We start from the raw sequence: 15,634 nt of genomic DNA on the forward strand, positions 1-15,634 counted from the left end.
ATTATTAGGCATGGAGGTTTTTTTAGACAGACTTAGCCTGAGTATAGGGCTCCATCTGGTTTGAGCGCTGCAGCCGTGCAGCAGCATTGGAGGCGCCGAGGCGTAGGAGGCAAGCCGAAACTCCCATCGCCGCGCCGCGGCGCCCTCCGGGCAACAGAGTTAGTTGGGGCTCGAATGGGCTTGCGCCCTGCGACTTGCCACGAGTTGCGCCGCAGCTATTGTCCCTACGCAACCCCCGACCAGGACATGCGTCCACATCGGCCCCTGCGCCGATCCGAACCCGAGCAGGAATGGAGCGACCACCGCCCAGCACCCCAAGGTGAGGTTGGACCATTCCGCCCAGTCCCCGTAGCGGTAGAGGGCCACGGCAGAGCTGCACACAATCAGCGCGCCCACGACCCCAGCGTCCCAAGCCGCAGCAGGTAGCCCGACGAACATGATTGCGGCGCAGGCCAAGCCTGCGCCGAGAATAAGGTTGGTCCATTCCAACCCCTTGTTTGGTGCATCATTTCTCATTTTCATCTCCTTCTTCAGCCGTGCCACGGAGGTGGCCGGTACGCGGAGAATGGGGCAGTCCCAGGTACCCGCCAATTCTACGCAGGCACCTGTTCGTCGATGCTAAAGTCTAGGGCCTCCGGGCGCGATGATTGTAGAAGATATCGATGCGCTCGGTCACAGCTCGTCAGGGATGTGCGATCCCCAGCATACATGCCAAGTGGCATTCCTCCGCTCCGAGGAGCAAAGACGTTGCCCGGCCAATAGCATTTAGCAGACCGTGTAAGTTGACGTCTGTCCTTACTCTCAAAGCAATCCGTGAGGGGAGTGTCCAGCGGCGAGAAGAGGCTGCTTGCCCTTCTATTCGGGACAGCAGGTCTCAAGTTTCTCGGGGGTCAGGCCCATCGGCATTGTCGCCGACTTCGATGGGCTTTTTCATGTCGTGCACCACGTCGGTCTTATTCAGCGCGATGCGAAAATCGGCAACACGCATCAGCGTGGCGCGCCAGTCGGCGATGCTGCCGACGTTGTTGATGAACCAGCGCAGCGAAGAATTCATCTGGTTAAACGCGCCGACTGCCATCATCAGTCCGCCGAATCCTATCTGGCCCGAGAAATACACAGGTGCCGCGATAAGGATTGGGACCACGATGCCAATCCAGCCGTAAGTGTTGGTCACCCATGACAGGTTGATCTGGGCGGTGTAGATGCGCCGCATTGCTGTCAGCACCGCACTGAGGTCCATTTCGAGCCGTCGCTTAGCGTCGGCCTCGCCATGGTAGAGCGCGATGGCATCGACATTTTCGTTGATGCGCACCAAGGAGGAGCGCAGTTCCGCTTCCCGTGTGTAACGATCACCGTCGAGGTTGACCAGCGGGCGCCCCACCAGCCAACTCAGCCGCGATGCTATGCCGGCATAAAGCAGCGCCGCCCACACCATGTAACCTGGTATCGCCAAGGGATAACCGCCAATGTGGAAAACGAAGCCAGAAGAAACCCGCCAGAGCACCTCAACAAAAGACGCCAGCAGGATGAACGACTGCAGCAGCCCGACCCCGAGGTCCGTCGACAGATCGGAAAGATGCGCGGCGTCCTGCTGCATGCGCTGATCGGGATTGACGCCGATAGCACCGGCATTTGTCAATCGCAACGCCGACGCCGGGTGCATCCATTGGTCGATCAGGTCGAGCGTCAACGCCTCGCGCAGCTTCAGCCGGATCATCTGGTTAAGCCAGACCTGGCTAATATTGAGCACCAGAAGGCTGCCGGCAATAAGGGCAAAGATCACAAGCTGATATAGGAGAACCGGCAAGTCGCGGCGCGCCAGCGCGTCGTAGAAGGGCTGGTTCCAGCTGTTGAGCACGACCTGGCCGATCGATGTCGCGCCAATGACTGCCACGATCCCAACCGACGTCCAGAGCAGCCACTTACGGACCGGCGATGCCTTCAAACCTAGATGGATCGTCGCCAATTGGTCGCCGAGGCTGCTGGCCTCGACCGAGACGGCGGCCATCTTGACACCGGAGTTGTCGTCCGCTTGGTCAACCATACATGAGATCCATGCTCACGAGGCGGGTCACATCGGCGCCACAGACGTGCCGCGAACTCGGATTGCGAGCGGGTTCGTCGCGGTTACCGTGCTGGCCAGGGTTGGGAATGCCGTTTGCCGGTTGAGACGGCGGAAAGACCGAGGCCTCGCCCGGTCCTGAAATCAATGCCCGCCGGTTAATAGCCCCGGTTGCCCCGGCCAGATTCTTACTTGGGACTGATCGGCCTGCGGACGGTCTGCGGTACGCCGGCGTTCTTGTCTGCTTTTTTGCTCGATGCCGTATGCACTGCGTCGGTCGCAGACATCTGCGGATCGGCGCCGGACCCATAATGGTCACCTCCGGCATGATGATGACTCCTGGCTTTGAAAAAAAGCTGCTTCATTGCGTCGGCGGCGCTTCGCGCAAATCCACGCTTCGGTCTTCGCGCCGCGTGTCAGCTTGAAATATGCCAACCAAGGCAGGATGTGAGCCATCGTGCCAAGGGCACGCGCTTCCGACACCTTCGTCTATGGTCTCCCGAGCGAAGGAGTGGTCGGACTGTCGAGCGCGCCATGTCCAGGAGGGCGGGGACTCTGGTTCCTCCTGACCCATTCCTGATTTGAGCCGAGACGCTCGGCGTTGAGCGTGCCGCAACCACGGAACAATGTTTCAGCTCGACCGATACCTCGGCATAGGCACGGCTAGCAGTCGGTGTCGTAGCCATCCCCACCGCCAAGTGCGAGTTCTGTGGAGCGTCGTGGATGCCGACGGCGTGGATGCCGACTGCAAGGACGACCGGCGCATCGCACTGAGCAGCCTTCCGCCCGACGACAGCCAATTTTTCGAAACGTCATCGGGATTTCAGAAAGGGAAAGACCGTGAAACTCTACTACAGCCCTCTCGCCTGCAGCCTGGCCGACCACATCGCCTTGGAGGAGGCTGGTGCTTCCTTCGAGCGCGAAACCGTCAATCTCAAAACCAAGCGGACCGGTTCCGGGGAGGATTTCACCACCGTGACGCGCAAGGGGTATGTTCCAGCCCTCGTGCTGGATAGCGGGGAAACGCTGACAGAAAACATCGCCGTCCTCGATTGGATCGCGTCGCAATACCCGGCACTGGGAGTGGAAGGGCCAATGGGCCGTACGCGCGTTCTCGAAGCGCTGACCTACGTCTCCACGGAAATACACCGAAGCTTCAAGCCCATGTGGCACCAAGGCAGCGATGCTGAAAAGGCCAAGGCGCGCGCGACGATTACGACGCAACTCGGCCTGTTCTCGGACGAACTCAAGACCGACTATCTGTTCGGCGACAAACCCAGCGTCGCGGATTTCTATCTTTTCGTGATGTTGCTCTGGGCCGCCCGCTTCCAAGTCCCCGTTCCCGCGCCTTTGGAAGCGCTCCACGCCCGAATTGCGGCCCGTCCGGCTGTTCGCGCCGCGATGGTTCGTGAGGGTCTCGTCTAACTGCGGAAGTTGGCCGGTGGCGCGTCCTATCGCCCTTGAGCCAAGGCATACAACAGAGGAGCTATTCATGCTTGCGTTGCTGCAGAATCTCCACCTGATCGCTGCCGGGCGCGGCGATGGGTTACGTCCCGAATTTCTAAAGATGGAGGCCGAGGCGCCACTCAGCATCGTCTTCCCGCACGTACAAAAGCAGGTTCCTACGTTGCCCGGCAAGGGCGTCAAACTTCAGGTGGTGGCGTCACTCACGCCCGGCCGTCCTGAACGATTGCCACGGCATGCAGCCTGGCACTGCCAAGTCGATGAATGAAGGTGATGCCAAAGCTGCGTCAAACAGCAGGGCATCCGATCTTGCCCTGGAAAGAGGTTGCAACAATGGAAAATGCAGAACCGCCGAAAGAGATCGATCGATCTCGCAGGGCTTTTGTCGGCGCCGCGGCGATCGGTCTGGCTGCTACGCAGTTCACGACAGTTCTCACAGCTCAGGCACGACCTGTTTCAGGGTTGGATGGAGCAACGACAGAGCGGTCGACGGCCGCTTCCTTCGCAGTGCTCAGGCAAGCCGACGCTGGCGTCCTGAATGTCGGTTACGCTGAGGCGGGTCCGCCCGACGGTCTCGTGGTTATCCTCCTTCATGGCTGGCCCTACGACATCCACAGCTTTGTCGACGTCGCTCCGTTGTTGGCGATGGCGGGCTATCGCGTGATCATTCCGTATGCACGCGGCCATGGCACGACACACTTTCTTTCCAGTCAGACGGCCCGCAACGGCCAGCAGTCTGTGCTGGCTGTCGATGTCATCGAATTAATGGATGCGCTGAAGATCAGCCATGCGATCATCGCCGGCTATGACTGGGGCGCGCGCACGGCCTGCATCGTCGCAGCGCTCTGGCCTGAGCGTTGCAAAGCCCTTGTCTCGGTCAGCGGCTATCTGATCGGCAGTCTCGCGGCAAACAGAATGCCGTTGCCGCCGAAAACGGAGCTCCAATGGTGGTACCAATACTATTTCGCCACGCAACGCGGTCGGGCCGGCTATGAAAAATACCGGCGAGACTTCGCAAACCTTATCTGGCGGATCGCCTCGCCGAAGTGGGACTTTGATGACGCCACGTTCGATCGCAGTGCAGCGTGCCTCGACAACCCGGATCACGTCAGCATCGTCATCCACAATTATCGCTGGAGGCTCGGCCTGGCACAAGGCGAGCCGGAATTTGACGCCCTGGAAAAACGGCTGGCCGAAAGTCCCCTGATCACGGTGCCCACCATCACACTCGAAGGTGATGCCAATGGCGCACCCCATCCCGACAGCAGCGCCTACGCCAAGAAATTTTCAGGCAGATACGACCACCGGATCATCACTGGCGGTATCGGCCATAACTTGCCGCAGGAAGCCCCGCAGGCCTTCGCCCAAGCGGTCATCGACGTCGGCGAATACCGATGAGGCAGGCAGATACTGGTGAGGCAAGCTGATGATCGGCTGGTCGCGGAGCTGATCCTGGGCTTGCCTCGAACTGGGCAAATCGCAACTCGGCATTTCCGCGCTTTTGCCGTCAACTCAGCGGAGTTCCGAGTGATGTATCGAAAGGATCTATCGTGGATTCAACTGTGCCATCTGCTGTTTCGCAACCGGTCGTCACGCAACTGACGCGGGCCGCAATATTTCTCGTCGTGACGATCAAATCCGGGCCCGAACATGACGCGGCCGTGCGCGCCTTGTGTGGCGATCTCTCCGCGCTCCTGCGCGCAGTTGGGTTCCGCGACCTCGAGGGTCGGTTGTCATGTGTCATGGCGTTTGGGTCTGAAGCGTGGGACCGCTTCTTTGGAGCGCCCAGGCCGAAGGACTTGCATCCATTTCGCGAGATCCATGGCCAGCATCACGCTGTCTCGACGCCAGGCGACATCCTGTTTCACATCCGGGCCGCCCGGATGGATCTTTGCTTCGAACTGGCGACACAGATCATGTCGCGGCTCGATGGCGCGGTATCGGTGGCGGATGAGGTGCACGGCTTCAATTACTTCGATGACCGCGACCTGATGGGTTTCGTCGATGGGACCGAAAACCCGGTGGATCACGACGCCGTCAAGGCGGCGATCATCGGCGAGGAGGACCCCTCCTTTGCGGGAGGAAGCTACGTGATCGTGCAGAAATACCTGCACGATCTGAAAGGCTGGAACACGCTTCCCATCGAGCAGCAGGAGGGGATTGTCGGCAGAAAAAAGATCTCTGACATCGAGCTCGACGATGCCGTGAAACCGATCTTCGCGCACAATGCGCTGACCACGATCGTCGAGGACGGAGAGCAGTTGCAGATTGTGCGCGACAACATGCCGTTCGGCGACGTCGGCAAGGGTGAGTTCGGCACGTATTTCATCGGCTACGCCCGTTCGCCGCGCAGAATAGAGCAGATGCTGGAGAACATGTTCGTTGGCCGGCCGCCAGGCAACTACGACCGCCTGCTGGATTTCAGCCGCGCCGTCACCGGCACTCTGTTCTTCGTGCCGTCGGCGACATTCCTCGAAAACGTTGCCAAGGAGTAAGCGGTCACCTCGATTGCTGGCCCGGCCCGTCGGGCGGCCACCGAATTTGAGAACATACGAAGATATGGTGGGCAAACCACCCTTTAAGGAAACGATTGGGTTTTGTTGAAAGACGACGTCCCTCCGGTGCCCATAGCCGTTGATTTGAAAGGTACGGACATGCTCAAGGATCATGCATCGTCGGCGATTGTGCCGTGCGCCAATCTCGCTCGGGCTAGGGCCTTCTACGAGAGTATCCTCGGCTTGCCGCTTCTCGCCGACCACGGCAACGGCTTCGTCTTCGGAACCGGTGCAACGAAGCTCAATGTCTATCTCAGCGATTACGCCGGTACCAATCGAGCAAATGCCGTCATCTGGGCGGTAGCCGACGAAGTCGAGATGATCGCCGCGGACCTGCGTGCAAAGGGGGTGGCGCTCGACGAATATCCCGAGGGCTTTGACCGGGTAATCGACGGAGTTCACGTAAGGGGCGCGCTTCGCGTGATCTGGTTCAAGGATCCGGATGGCAACATCCTCCACCTCACCAGCGGTAGCGCCAATTGACGGCGATCGTAATTTTCTCGTGCAGCGGTCCCGGCATGAAGACGGGATCCGCACCCCTTGCCCACGCGATGCATCAGGTCGCCAGGGCGTTTCACCAAGTGGCGACATACCATTATGGGGGGAACTAATGCCTTGGAATAGATGCCTCGAGGGCACCGGCGCCATATAAAAAGGGCCTGCCGTAGGAGATGAGCTTGCCCGATCGCCTTTTGAACAAGTTTCCATTCGCCTTCATGGCGGCTGCTTTGCTCGCGGTGTCCGCACCCGCTCAGGCACAGGAACTGCCCTATCCAGCCGACTTTCGCACCGAGGAGATCGAGGCGCATGGCGTGACGATCCACGTGCGCATCGGCGGCAGCGGACCTGCGATTATCCTGATCCACGGCTTTGGCGAAAGCGGTGATATGTGGGCTCCGCTGGCTGCAAGCCTCGTCCGAAATCATACCGTTATCGTTCCTGATCTTCGGGGCATGGGTCGATCGTCGAAGCCGGCAGGCGGCTTCTCTAAGATGAGCCAGGCTACCGACACTGCTGAGTTGATGGACAAACTGAAGATCGTGCAATCCGATGTCGTTGCGCATGATATTGGCAACATGGTCGCTTTCGCCTTTGCGGAGAAATATCCAGACCGGGTAGCCAAGCTCATAGTGATTGATGCGCCGATCCCCGGGGTTGGCCCATGGGATGAGATCGCAAAGAACCCGGCGACCTGGCATTTCCGTTTTGGTGGCCCCGACATGGAGCGGCTCGTGAAGGGGCGCGAGCGCATCTATCTCGATCGCTTCTGGAACGAATTTTCGGCAGACCCAGCGCACTTCACGGAGCGGTCGCGACGCCATTATGCCGCGCTTTATGCGCTCCCTGGTGCAATGCACTCTGTGTTCGAGCAATATCGTGCCTTCGATCAGGATGCGAAAGATAACCGGGCATGGGCGGTCGCTCACGGAAAGCTGGCGATGCCCGTGCTGGCGTTGGGCGCAGAAAAGGGTCTCGGCATGCAAATGGCGGACATCATGCGCGCCGCTGCTTCCGATGTAACCGCCGGGCTGATCCCGAACTCCGGTCACTGGGTCATGCAGGAAAACCCTGCTGCAACGGTTCAACTCGTCCAGGCCTTCGTTGATAAGCCCTGAGCAGCCTTTCATCAACCCGGATCGGCGGTGGGTGAAGCGGACCGTCTCGTCAAGGCTCGGTACCTTTTAGAGATCGAGGCGCGCGGTGAGCTCGACCTGGCAGTGCATATGCAGGCCGCTCTCCGCTCTGCGATGTGGAGGGGATGAGGCGGCCGAGGCGCGGTCGGTCAGCTACTGAATGTCTGGTATGCCCTAACAGGACGTTGATTGTTTTCGCGCTGAGCGTCAGCAGTTGGCGCACGGCTGACCTCTGTCGTGTCGACAGGAACATCGACTCTCGGACGCGATCAGCGGATTGCCTTCAAAGACCTTCGGCTACCGTCCGGGAACTCAAAGCGCCTGAATCTGCCTGCGCCTCTTCCGGCTGAACGACCATCATCGCATGGATTGTGGCTGCGACCTTGTCGGCCGCCGAGATCAGGACGCTGTCTATATGATGATGCGCTAGGTCGATCTAGCCGCGATGCCGGGCGGCGATGCGATATTTGAGGTCTCCACGCCGCCCGGCATCGGTCACATTCAGTCCTATGACGGTTGCTTTCTCAAACGCGCCTATTGAACGTTCCGCATCGAATGCCTCCTTCCCCTTTCTGGCCCACAGTTCCCGCGCCCGTCCACCGTCCTCGCTGTTGAGCTTTTCGGCCATCCAAATCATGGCGCCGTAGATGGTGGCGCGGTCGTCGCCGGTCTGGTCCACGATCCGGGACTTGACGACGAGACCGCCAAGTTCGATGAGCTGCCTTGTACGCTTGCGACGCTCGACCTGCCAGGTGCGCATATCATGCTGAGCCAGAGCTGCTTGCCGGCGATTGTGTGCTGCCTGGTTGCGCTTGAGCGCTGCGAGGGTTGCGCTGAGATGCCGGAGCAGTTCGCCGGGACCTGCTTTCGAAAAACATCACTCCACGCTTGGCCCATGCCTCACGCTTCGAGGTGTCTTTCGTCTCAGCAATTGCGACCAGTGCGCCGGCCAGTTCGTCGGTATTGAGCTGATCGGCCCCGGTGGCGATCACCAGCTCGCCAAGCCGCTGGACCTTGCGCGTTTTGAGGTCTCGCGCTTTTTCTTCCAGCGCCTTCAGTTCGGCGTCAAAGTCCCGCGGTTTGCGCATGGCTGTCTCCATTGATTGTCGATCTCTGGATGATAGTTGAGCGTCCGCCGGAAGGCTTCAGGGTAGCCGAGACAGCCCGGGACGGGCTGGTCCATCCCGAGATTTTTTCAAGGGAGGGCGCGCTTATACGTCGTGCCGACGTGCGCTTTGACGTGCAAATGATCCTGTCGCGATGGCGATCTATCATCTTCACGTCAAGGTCATTGGCCGCAAGGCCGGCTCGAGTGCTGTGGCGTCGGCCGCCTACCGCTCAGCCTCACGGCTGCGTGACGAGCGCATCAATCGCACTCATGACTTCTCGGCCAAGCGCGGCGTCGTCCATTCCGAGGTGATGCTGCCGGAGGATGCACCCGAAGCCTGGCGCGACCGCGAACGGCTTTGGAACGATGTCGAGGCCTTCGAGGTGCGCAAGGATGCGCAGCTTGCCCGAGAGGTGGAGTTCGCCCTGCCGCGCGAACTGAGCCAAGCGCAAGGCATCGAACTGGCGCGCGACTTTGTTCAGGCTGAGTTTGTCAGCAAGGGCATGGTCGCCGATCTTAACGTGCATTGGGACAGGGCGGAGGATGGCAGTCCCAAGCCGCATGGTCATGTCATGCTCACCATGCGGGCCGTGGACGACAATGGCTTTGGCGCGAAGGTTCGAGACTGGAATGCTACCCAGCTGGTCGAGCGCTGGCGCGAGCGGTGGGCGGAGCTGGCCAATGAACGCCTTGCCGAACTCGACATCGACGCCCGCATCGATCACCGCAGCCTGGAAGCGCAGGGTATTGTCCTGGAGCCGCAAACGCAGATTGGTGCGCCGGCCCAACGCATCGAGGGCAGCGGCCTTGCTGCTGGGGACATTGAAGCGGATCGCGCCGAACTGCATCGCGAGATCGCGCGCAACAATGGTGCGCGCATCATTGCCGATCCATCCGTGGCGCTCGATGCCATCACGCATCAGCAATCGACCTTCACCCGAAAGGACATTGCGAAGTTCTCGCATCGCCACAGCGATGGAGTGGAGCAGTTCAACGCAGTGGTGGCCGCCATCAGGACTGCACCTGATCTGATTGAACTCGGCAAGGACGGACGCGGCGAAGACCGCTTCACCACAAGGCAGATGATCGAGACCGAACAGCGCCTTCACCGCGCTGCGGAGCGTATCGATTTGGACGAGCGACACGCGGTGAGTGACGCACATCGCGAGGCAGCGCTGGCGCGGGCTGCGCATCGCGGGCTTGTCCTTTCGGGCGAGCAGACCGATGCGCTTGCGCACATCACCGGGGATCGCGGTCTTGATGTCATTGTTGGCTTTGCCGGAACGGGCAAGAGCGCCATGCTGGGGGTTGCGCGCCAAGCATGGGCAGCGGCGGGCTACGAGGTCCGAGGCGCCGCACTCTCCGGCATTGCCGCTGAGAATCTTGAAGGCGGAGCAGGCATCTCGTCACGCACCATCGCCAGTATGGAGCATAGCTGGGGACAGGGCAGGGATCTGCTCACCGCGCGCGATGTCCTGGTGATCGATGAGGCCGGCATGGTCGGCACGCGCCAGTTGGAGCGCGTGCTCTCCCATGCTGCTGAAGCTGGCGCAAAAGTCGTCCTCGTCGGCGATCCGCAGCAGTTGCAGGCAATCGAAGCCGGCGCTGCATTCCGCTCGATCCACGAACGCCACGGCGGCGTCGAGATCGGCCAGGTGCGTCGGCAGCGCGAGGACTGGCAGCGCGATGCTACGCGCGATCTGGCAACCGGCAGGATCGGCGCTGCTATCAGCGCCTATGACGCGCAAGGCATGGTGTATCAGGCTGCAACGCGCGACGAAGCGCGAGCTGAACTCGTCGAACGCTGGGATCGCGACAGGCAGGCGCACCCAGAGGCAAGCCGGATCATCCTCACCCATACAAACGACGAGGTGCGCGCCCTGAACCAGGCAGCGCGTGAACGCATGCGCGCTGCGGGCGATCTCGGCGACGAGGTTCAGGTGAATGTCGAACGCGGTGCAAGGGCCTTCGCCAGCGGCGACCGGGTCATGTTCCTGCGCAACGAGCGCGGACTTGGCGTCAAGAACGGCACGCTTGGTATCGTGGAGGAGCTCAGCACACAGAGCATGACCGTGCGCACCGATGACGACAGATCGGTTCGCTTCGACCTCAAAGACTACGCGCACGTCGACCACGGCTATGCCGCGACCGTTCACAAGGCGCAGGGCATGACCGTCGACCGGACCCATGTGCTGGCGACGCCGGGCATGGATGCGCATGGCAGCTACGTCGCACTGTCGCGGCATCGAGACAGGATGGACCTGCACTATGGCGGCGATGACTTCAGGACGCGGGAGCGGCTCGACCGGACGCTGTCACGCGACCGAGCCAAGGACATGGCGTCGGATTACGAGCAGGTCGACCCGGCGCAGAGCTATGCCGAGCGGCGCGGCATCACGTTCCGCGAGCGTGTGGTCGAAATCGTGCGCCGGATTGTTCCGGAGAAGCTGCGCGACAGGATCGGCGGATTGCTGGACGGGTTGCGCTCGCCCGGAGATGGCGAGCCCATGCAGGAAGGTCGACCTGGGCCGGGAAGGGAGAGTGTTGGGGTGCGGATCGGAGATGCAGGCCCGACGCCCGGCAGAGGAAATCTCGCCACAGGCGTGCCGCACGACACGAATGTGCCGGTGGACGCGGAAACGGCGTTGCGCAGCGCTCGTACGAAGGCGCTTGTGCGTCACGCGCGCGCGCTCGACGCGATGACGCACAACGCAGATGCGGACGGGCAGGGCAGTCCCGACCAGATGCGCGAACTGAAAGAAGCCCGTATCGCTTTCGAGGAGGTGCGGCCGCATGGCTGGCGCGATGCCGAAGCGGCTTATGTGAAAAATCCCGAACTTGTCCGCGAGGCGGGCGCCGGCCGCGTCAGCCGTATCGTGCTTGCTCTCCAGCTTGAAACGGAAATCCGCACCGGATTGGACAACGATCCCTGCCGCCGCGCCGAGCGGTTCGTGGAACGTTGGCAAAAGCTCGACCGTGCGGGACGGGAGCAATATCAGGCCGGCGATATGTCCGGCTACAAGTCAACGCGCTCGGCCATGTCCGATATGGCCAAGAGCCTTGAACGCGATCCTCAACTGGAATCGCTGCTGGCAAACCGCAGGCGCGAACTCGGCATTCACGTCGACTCCGGCCGCCGACTCGGGGCGGAACTCGCGTTCAGCCATGGCATCGGTAAGGGGCGAGGCATCGGGATCTAAGGCATCCGATTTGCCGTCGTTTCCACCCCGCAGGCGGCCGAGACGACAAACCTGATTGCGCCTGGCAGCGGTTTGTCCTGTCTATCCCCGCAGACATCAGCAAGAACCAGTAAGGTGCAGGCAAGCCATGACCGAGCCGGATCGTATTATACGCCTCAAAACTGTCCTTGCCCGGACTGGCCTGTCCCGTTCAACCCTCTATCGCAAGATCGCCGAAGGCACGTTCCCGGCTCAGATCAAGATCAGTGTCAACGGAGCTGGCTGGCGGGAATCCGATATCATTCGGTGGGTCGACAATCCAGTTGCATGGCGACCAGAGCGTCAGGTCTGATTGCGCGACAAACGAACGCCAGGGCCGCCGCCGTTCTCTGGGATAAACTCTATTCCCGCTGCTTCGAATGTGTTCCGTAGTGCAGAAACGGTCGTCCCCTTTAGTTGTTCTCCCCGTTCAAAGCGGGCAACAGTATCAGGTGAGACCCCGGCATTTCGAGCCAAGTCTCTCGTCCCCCACCCAAGGGCAACGCGCGCCATCTTGCACTGGATGACGTTCATTTCGTAACGTCGATACGATTTGCGTTGATCTGCATCGTCACTTGAGATATCGTAACCCTGATACGATTATGGGAGTCGCTTACTGCGGCTGCTGATGGTGTTACGACCACCCTCAGCAGCCTTGCCACGCCCCAAGCTGTTAGGAGCTCGGATCATGACTGATTCCGACAATAGCACGACTTTGCCTTCCGTCACGACCAGTCGCCGCGATCGGCAGAACGCAAGTGAGCCTGGACATTTGGAGGATACAGACCCAGCAATTCTGCTGATGCGAGGCTGGTCGCGGGCACAGCACGTTTCGCACGTCCTTTGCCGACTTCAGCAGCGCCTAGAGAGGCGCGTTCTCGACGCTGCAGACCCAGAAGGGATAGATGAGAAGGTCGGTTATTCAATCGCTTGCCAAGCGGAGGTAGAGGCCACAACTGCGGCTCTAAAGCTTCAGGACAAACTCCCCCACATACAGGCGAGGTCGCTTCTTGGCATCGTCGCCAAGCTCGAAATCATCGCTGGCGCGGATCGCGACATCGACGATCCAACAGACTTCCCTTGGCCGCACATCGCGTCGGTCCTCCGTGATTTGAAAAAGATCGCGGGCGGCCTTCCTCTTGAACGGCCTGAGCGATCCATCGTTCAGGCTGACTGTAAGCGATTTCAAGCGAAAGCGGCCGATCTGCTCGGTCTGGAAAAGCATGCATCTAAACTACGTTTGGGGGCGGCAACCGTCGTTGGCACCAGCTCAGGATAGAAATCCTTCTGTCCACCGTGTTTGTTCAACCGACGCGACTCAGTGCTAACGCGGGTTTTTCGTTACGACAGGTTTGAGCCGGAGTATCGGATCAGGGCGAAGTTTGTCCGAATAGCACGCCTTGCTATCCCTTTCTGCGAGCGTCCATTGTGGCGAATTACCTTGTCTCGCGCATGAGTGCATCTTGCGAGACATGGAGGAGCTACGTTTTCTTGGCATGCTTGATAGTCGGCGGCCATCCTGCCGACTGCTATCGTTTGGGGTGCGATGCCCTCCGCTATTTTTGCCCCGTTGCAAGCTGTTCCTGCAATGGTGGTGAAGTCCCGTAAGCGGGTCTTGCGCAAGGCGCCCGACCGGGCGATTCTCCGCCTTGCAAGAGCTCTCGCTCGCCAAGCGGCCCGCGAAGACCATGCGCGAGAACAGGCCGAGAAAAATCACCATGAATCGGACCGCGATCTACGCTCGTTTCTCAACCGACCTCCAGAATGAGCGATCGATAGACGATCAACTCGCTTTATGCCGAGCATACGCAGAACGTGAGGGGTTGAACGTTGTCGGGACGTTCGATGACCGAGCCCGCTCCGGCGGCTCCGTCCTGGGCCGTGACGGTTTGCTTCAGCTGATGGATAAAGCGCGTGAGCACGAATTCGACGTACTCGTCGTAGAGGCGCTTGATCGACTATCGCGCGACATGGAAGACCTTGCGGGCATTCACAAACGCCTTTCGTTTCTCGGCATCGAAATTCGTGCCGTCCACGAAGGCGTAGTGAACACGGTCTTGGTCGGCCTACGCGGTCTTGTTGGCCAACTCTACCGGGAGGACATCGCTCACAAAGTCCGTCGCGGCCAAGCCGGCCGAGTCAACTCGGGACTCCATGCCGGTGGATTAACCTATGGCTACTCTTATGTGCTCGGCGATCCTGGAAAGCGGCTGATCGCCGAGGGTGAAGCGGAGATCGTGCGTCGTGTCTTCAGGGAGTATGTCGATGGACAGACCCCGCGCGACATCGCCCACAAACTTAATAACGACCGCATACCGCCGCCCCGTGGGCGAGCCTGGAATGCATCTACTATCAATGGAAATGTGCAGAGAGGGACGGGGCTGCTTCACAATGAGCTTTATGCTGGCCGCCTGATCTGGAACAGGGTCAGAATGATCAAGGATCCTGACACGGGGAAACGTGTCTCGCGCCCAAATCCCCAGGGGGACTGGCGAGTAGTCGCAGTGCCCGACCTCGCTATTGTTCCGTCCGACCTGTTCGACGCAGCACAAGCACGCAAGAAGGCGCGTGCAACCACTCATCCAAGCCACCAGCGCCGACCACGGCACATGTTGACGGGGCTCCTGAGGTGTGGTGCCTGTGGTGCGGGAATGTCGTCAAAAGGCGTGGACAAGTCCAAGCGCATTCGCATCCGCTGTTCCGCCGCGACTGAAAGCGGAACATGCGCCGATCCCAAGACCTTCTATTTGGATACGGTCGAAGCTGCAGTTCTGAACGGCCTTTCCGCCGAGTTGCGCCATCCCGAAGTGATTGCCCAGTACGTCCAGACCTACCACGAAGAACGGAAGCGCTTGGCAGCCGACACCCATGCCAGGCGCAGCCGTTTGGAGCGACGGCTTGAAGAACTAACTCGGGAGATCGAGCGCCTAGTCAACGCCATTGCCAAGGGCTATGGCGACCCAGCCGTGCTGGGACCGCAATCAACAACGCTGAATGAAGAGCGTAAGGGAATTCTAGCCGAGTTGGATCGGGTGCCGGCCGCTACGGGAGTGATCGCGCTGCACCCTGCGGTGCTCGCTCGCTATGAGGAACAACTAAACCAACTTCGGACCGGGCTTGCTAAGGGCATTGCTTTTGGCGATTCCGAATGTGCAGAGGCAATGCGCGACTTGGTCGAAACCGTCACGGTGTTTCGAGATCCATCGAGGATCGGCGGCGTCGAAGTCGAAATCGCTGGGCGGTTAACGGCACTCTTGGGCGAGGGTGCCTTCCCCCACGGCGTCAAAGGAGCGGGGGGAATGGTGGTAGCGGGAGAGGGACTTGAACCCCCGACCCCAGGATTATGATTCCCGTGCTCTAACCAACTGAGCTACCCCGCCAGGGCGGCGAAGGCCCGAAATCCAGCTTAAATCGGCAGGCATATCGGCGCGTTCGCCAAGGTCGCGCGGATATAAGGTTGCGAGGCCAAGCCTGTCAAGCATCGAAGTGGCTGCCGCGCCGGCATATTGCTGGCGCCCAAAGCTTTGCCGGGCAGACATTTGGGCGCACAGGCCGGGGTTGAGTTCAGCGAGGCACGTCGCTATGTCTCGGCC

The 15,634-nt window shown here is 60.4% G+C and carries 14 protein-coding genes, 1 tRNA gene and 1 pseudogene; 10 read left to right on the forward strand and 6 right to left on the reverse strand.

All coding sequences use genetic code 11. The features are described from left to right. Positions 1-159: 159 nt before the first annotated feature. Both NKH21_RS05500 and NKH21_RS05505 read right to left on the reverse strand, forming a co-directional pair. Complete coding sequence (locus NKH21_RS05500) at positions 160-522, reverse strand: SPW repeat protein (RefSeq protein ID WP_352863574.1); 363 nt, start codon at positions 520-522, stop codon at positions 160-162. Positions 523-858: 336 nt separating this feature from the next. Next, positions 859-2,044 (reverse strand): annotated as a pseudogene (locus NKH21_RS05505) (ABC transporter ATP-binding protein/permease); the annotation flags it as partial. An 858-nt stretch (positions 2,045-2,902) separates the two neighbouring features. Between NKH21_RS05505 and NKH21_RS05510 the strand changes: the two are divergent. From NKH21_RS05510 to NKH21_RS05535, 6 genes are all read left to right on the forward strand, one after another. Then, a complete protein-coding gene (locus NKH21_RS05510) occupies positions 2,903-3,487 on the forward strand; it encodes a glutathione binding-like protein (protein ID WP_352863419.1) in 585 nt (194 codons plus the stop codon). A 67-nt stretch (positions 3,488-3,554) separates the two neighbouring features. Then, a complete protein-coding gene (locus tag NKH21_RS05515; protein WP_352863421.1) occupies positions 3,555-3,794 on the forward strand; it encodes a hypothetical protein in 240 nt (79 codons plus the stop codon). Positions 3,795-3,859: 65 nt separating this feature from the next. Next, complete coding sequence (locus NKH21_RS05520; RefSeq protein ID WP_352863576.1) at positions 3,860-4,924, forward strand: alpha/beta fold hydrolase; 1,065 nt, start codon at positions 3,860-3,862, stop codon at positions 4,922-4,924. 152 nt (positions 4,925-5,076) lie between these two features. After that, entirely contained in the window at positions 5,077-6,021 is a 945-nt protein-coding gene (locus NKH21_RS05525) for a Dyp-type peroxidase (protein WP_352863423.1), read from the forward strand. Positions 6,022-6,123: 102 nt separating this feature from the next. Continuing rightward, the gene (locus NKH21_RS05530) at positions 6,124-6,564 is read left to right on the forward strand and encodes a VOC family protein (protein ID WP_352863425.1); all 441 of its coding nucleotides are present in this window, start codon (positions 6,124-6,126) and stop codon (positions 6,562-6,564) included. 188 nt (positions 6,565-6,752) lie between these two features. Then, entirely contained in the window at positions 6,753-7,697 is a 945-nt protein-coding gene (locus NKH21_RS05535) for an alpha/beta fold hydrolase (RefSeq protein WP_352863427.1), read from the forward strand. 454 nt (positions 7,698-8,151) lie between these two features. On the opposite strand, the gene NKH21_RS05540 is transcribed toward NKH21_RS05535, so the two are convergent. Then, on the reverse strand, positions 8,152-8,475 hold the full coding sequence (locus NKH21_RS05540; protein ID WP_352863429.1) for a conjugal transfer protein TraD: 324 nt from the start codon (positions 8,473-8,475) through the stop codon (positions 8,152-8,154). A gap of 1 nt (position 8,476) precedes the next feature. Then, the gene (locus NKH21_RS05545) at positions 8,477-8,803 is read right to left on the reverse strand and encodes a conjugal transfer protein TraD (protein WP_352863431.1); all 327 of its coding nucleotides are present in this window, start codon (positions 8,801-8,803) and stop codon (positions 8,477-8,479) included. Positions 8,804-8,975: 172 nt separating this feature from the next. On the opposite strand from NKH21_RS05545, the gene traA reads away from it, so the two are divergent. Both traA and NKH21_RS05555 read left to right on the forward strand, forming a co-directional pair. Beyond that, positions 8,976-12,023 carry a Ti-type conjugative transfer relaxase TraA gene (gene traA, locus NKH21_RS05550; RefSeq protein ID WP_352863433.1) on the forward strand — a complete coding sequence of 1,016 codons (3,048 nt, stop codon included), beginning with the start codon at positions 8,976-8,978 and terminating at the stop codon, positions 12,021-12,023. Between the two features lie 127 nt (positions 12,024-12,150). Further along, positions 12,151-12,354, forward strand: a complete 204-nt coding sequence (locus tag NKH21_RS05555) for a helix-turn-helix transcriptional regulator (protein WP_352863435.1) — start codon at positions 12,151-12,153, stop codon at positions 12,352-12,354. Here NKH21_RS05555 and NKH21_RS05560 read toward each other — a convergent pair. Beyond that, positions 12,345-12,575: a helix-turn-helix domain-containing protein gene (locus NKH21_RS05560; protein WP_244734471.1), complete on the reverse strand. Its 231-nt coding sequence runs from the start codon at positions 12,573-12,575 to the stop codon at positions 12,345-12,347. The two genes, NKH21_RS05555 and NKH21_RS05560, sit on opposite strands and share 10 nt — an antisense overlap. 154 nt (positions 12,576-12,729) lie before the next feature. Here NKH21_RS05560 and NKH21_RS05565 point away from each other — a divergent pair, with 154 nt between their 5' ends. Together NKH21_RS05565 and NKH21_RS05570 are read left to right on the forward strand one after the other, a co-directional pair. After that, positions 12,730-13,320 carry a hypothetical protein gene (locus NKH21_RS05565; protein ID WP_352863437.1) on the forward strand — a complete coding sequence of 197 codons (591 nt, stop codon included), beginning with the start codon at positions 12,730-12,732 and terminating at the stop codon, positions 13,318-13,320. A gap of 439 nt (positions 13,321-13,759) precedes the next feature. Next, on the forward strand, positions 13,760-15,388 hold the full coding sequence (locus NKH21_RS05570; protein ID WP_352863578.1) for a recombinase family protein: 1,629 nt from the start codon (positions 13,760-13,762) through the stop codon (positions 15,386-15,388). On the opposite strand, the gene NKH21_RS05575 is transcribed toward NKH21_RS05570, so the two are convergent. Beyond that, a tRNA-Met gene (locus NKH21_RS05575) sits at positions 15,345-15,421 on the reverse strand. The two genes, NKH21_RS05570 and NKH21_RS05575, sit on opposite strands and share 44 nt — an antisense overlap. Positions 15,422-15,634: the final 213 nt, after the last annotated feature.

The organism is Mesorhizobium sp. M1329 (genome assembly GCF_040318035.1).
Taxonomy (GTDB): Bacteria; Pseudomonadota; Alphaproteobacteria; order Rhizobiales; family Rhizobiaceae; genus Mesorhizobium.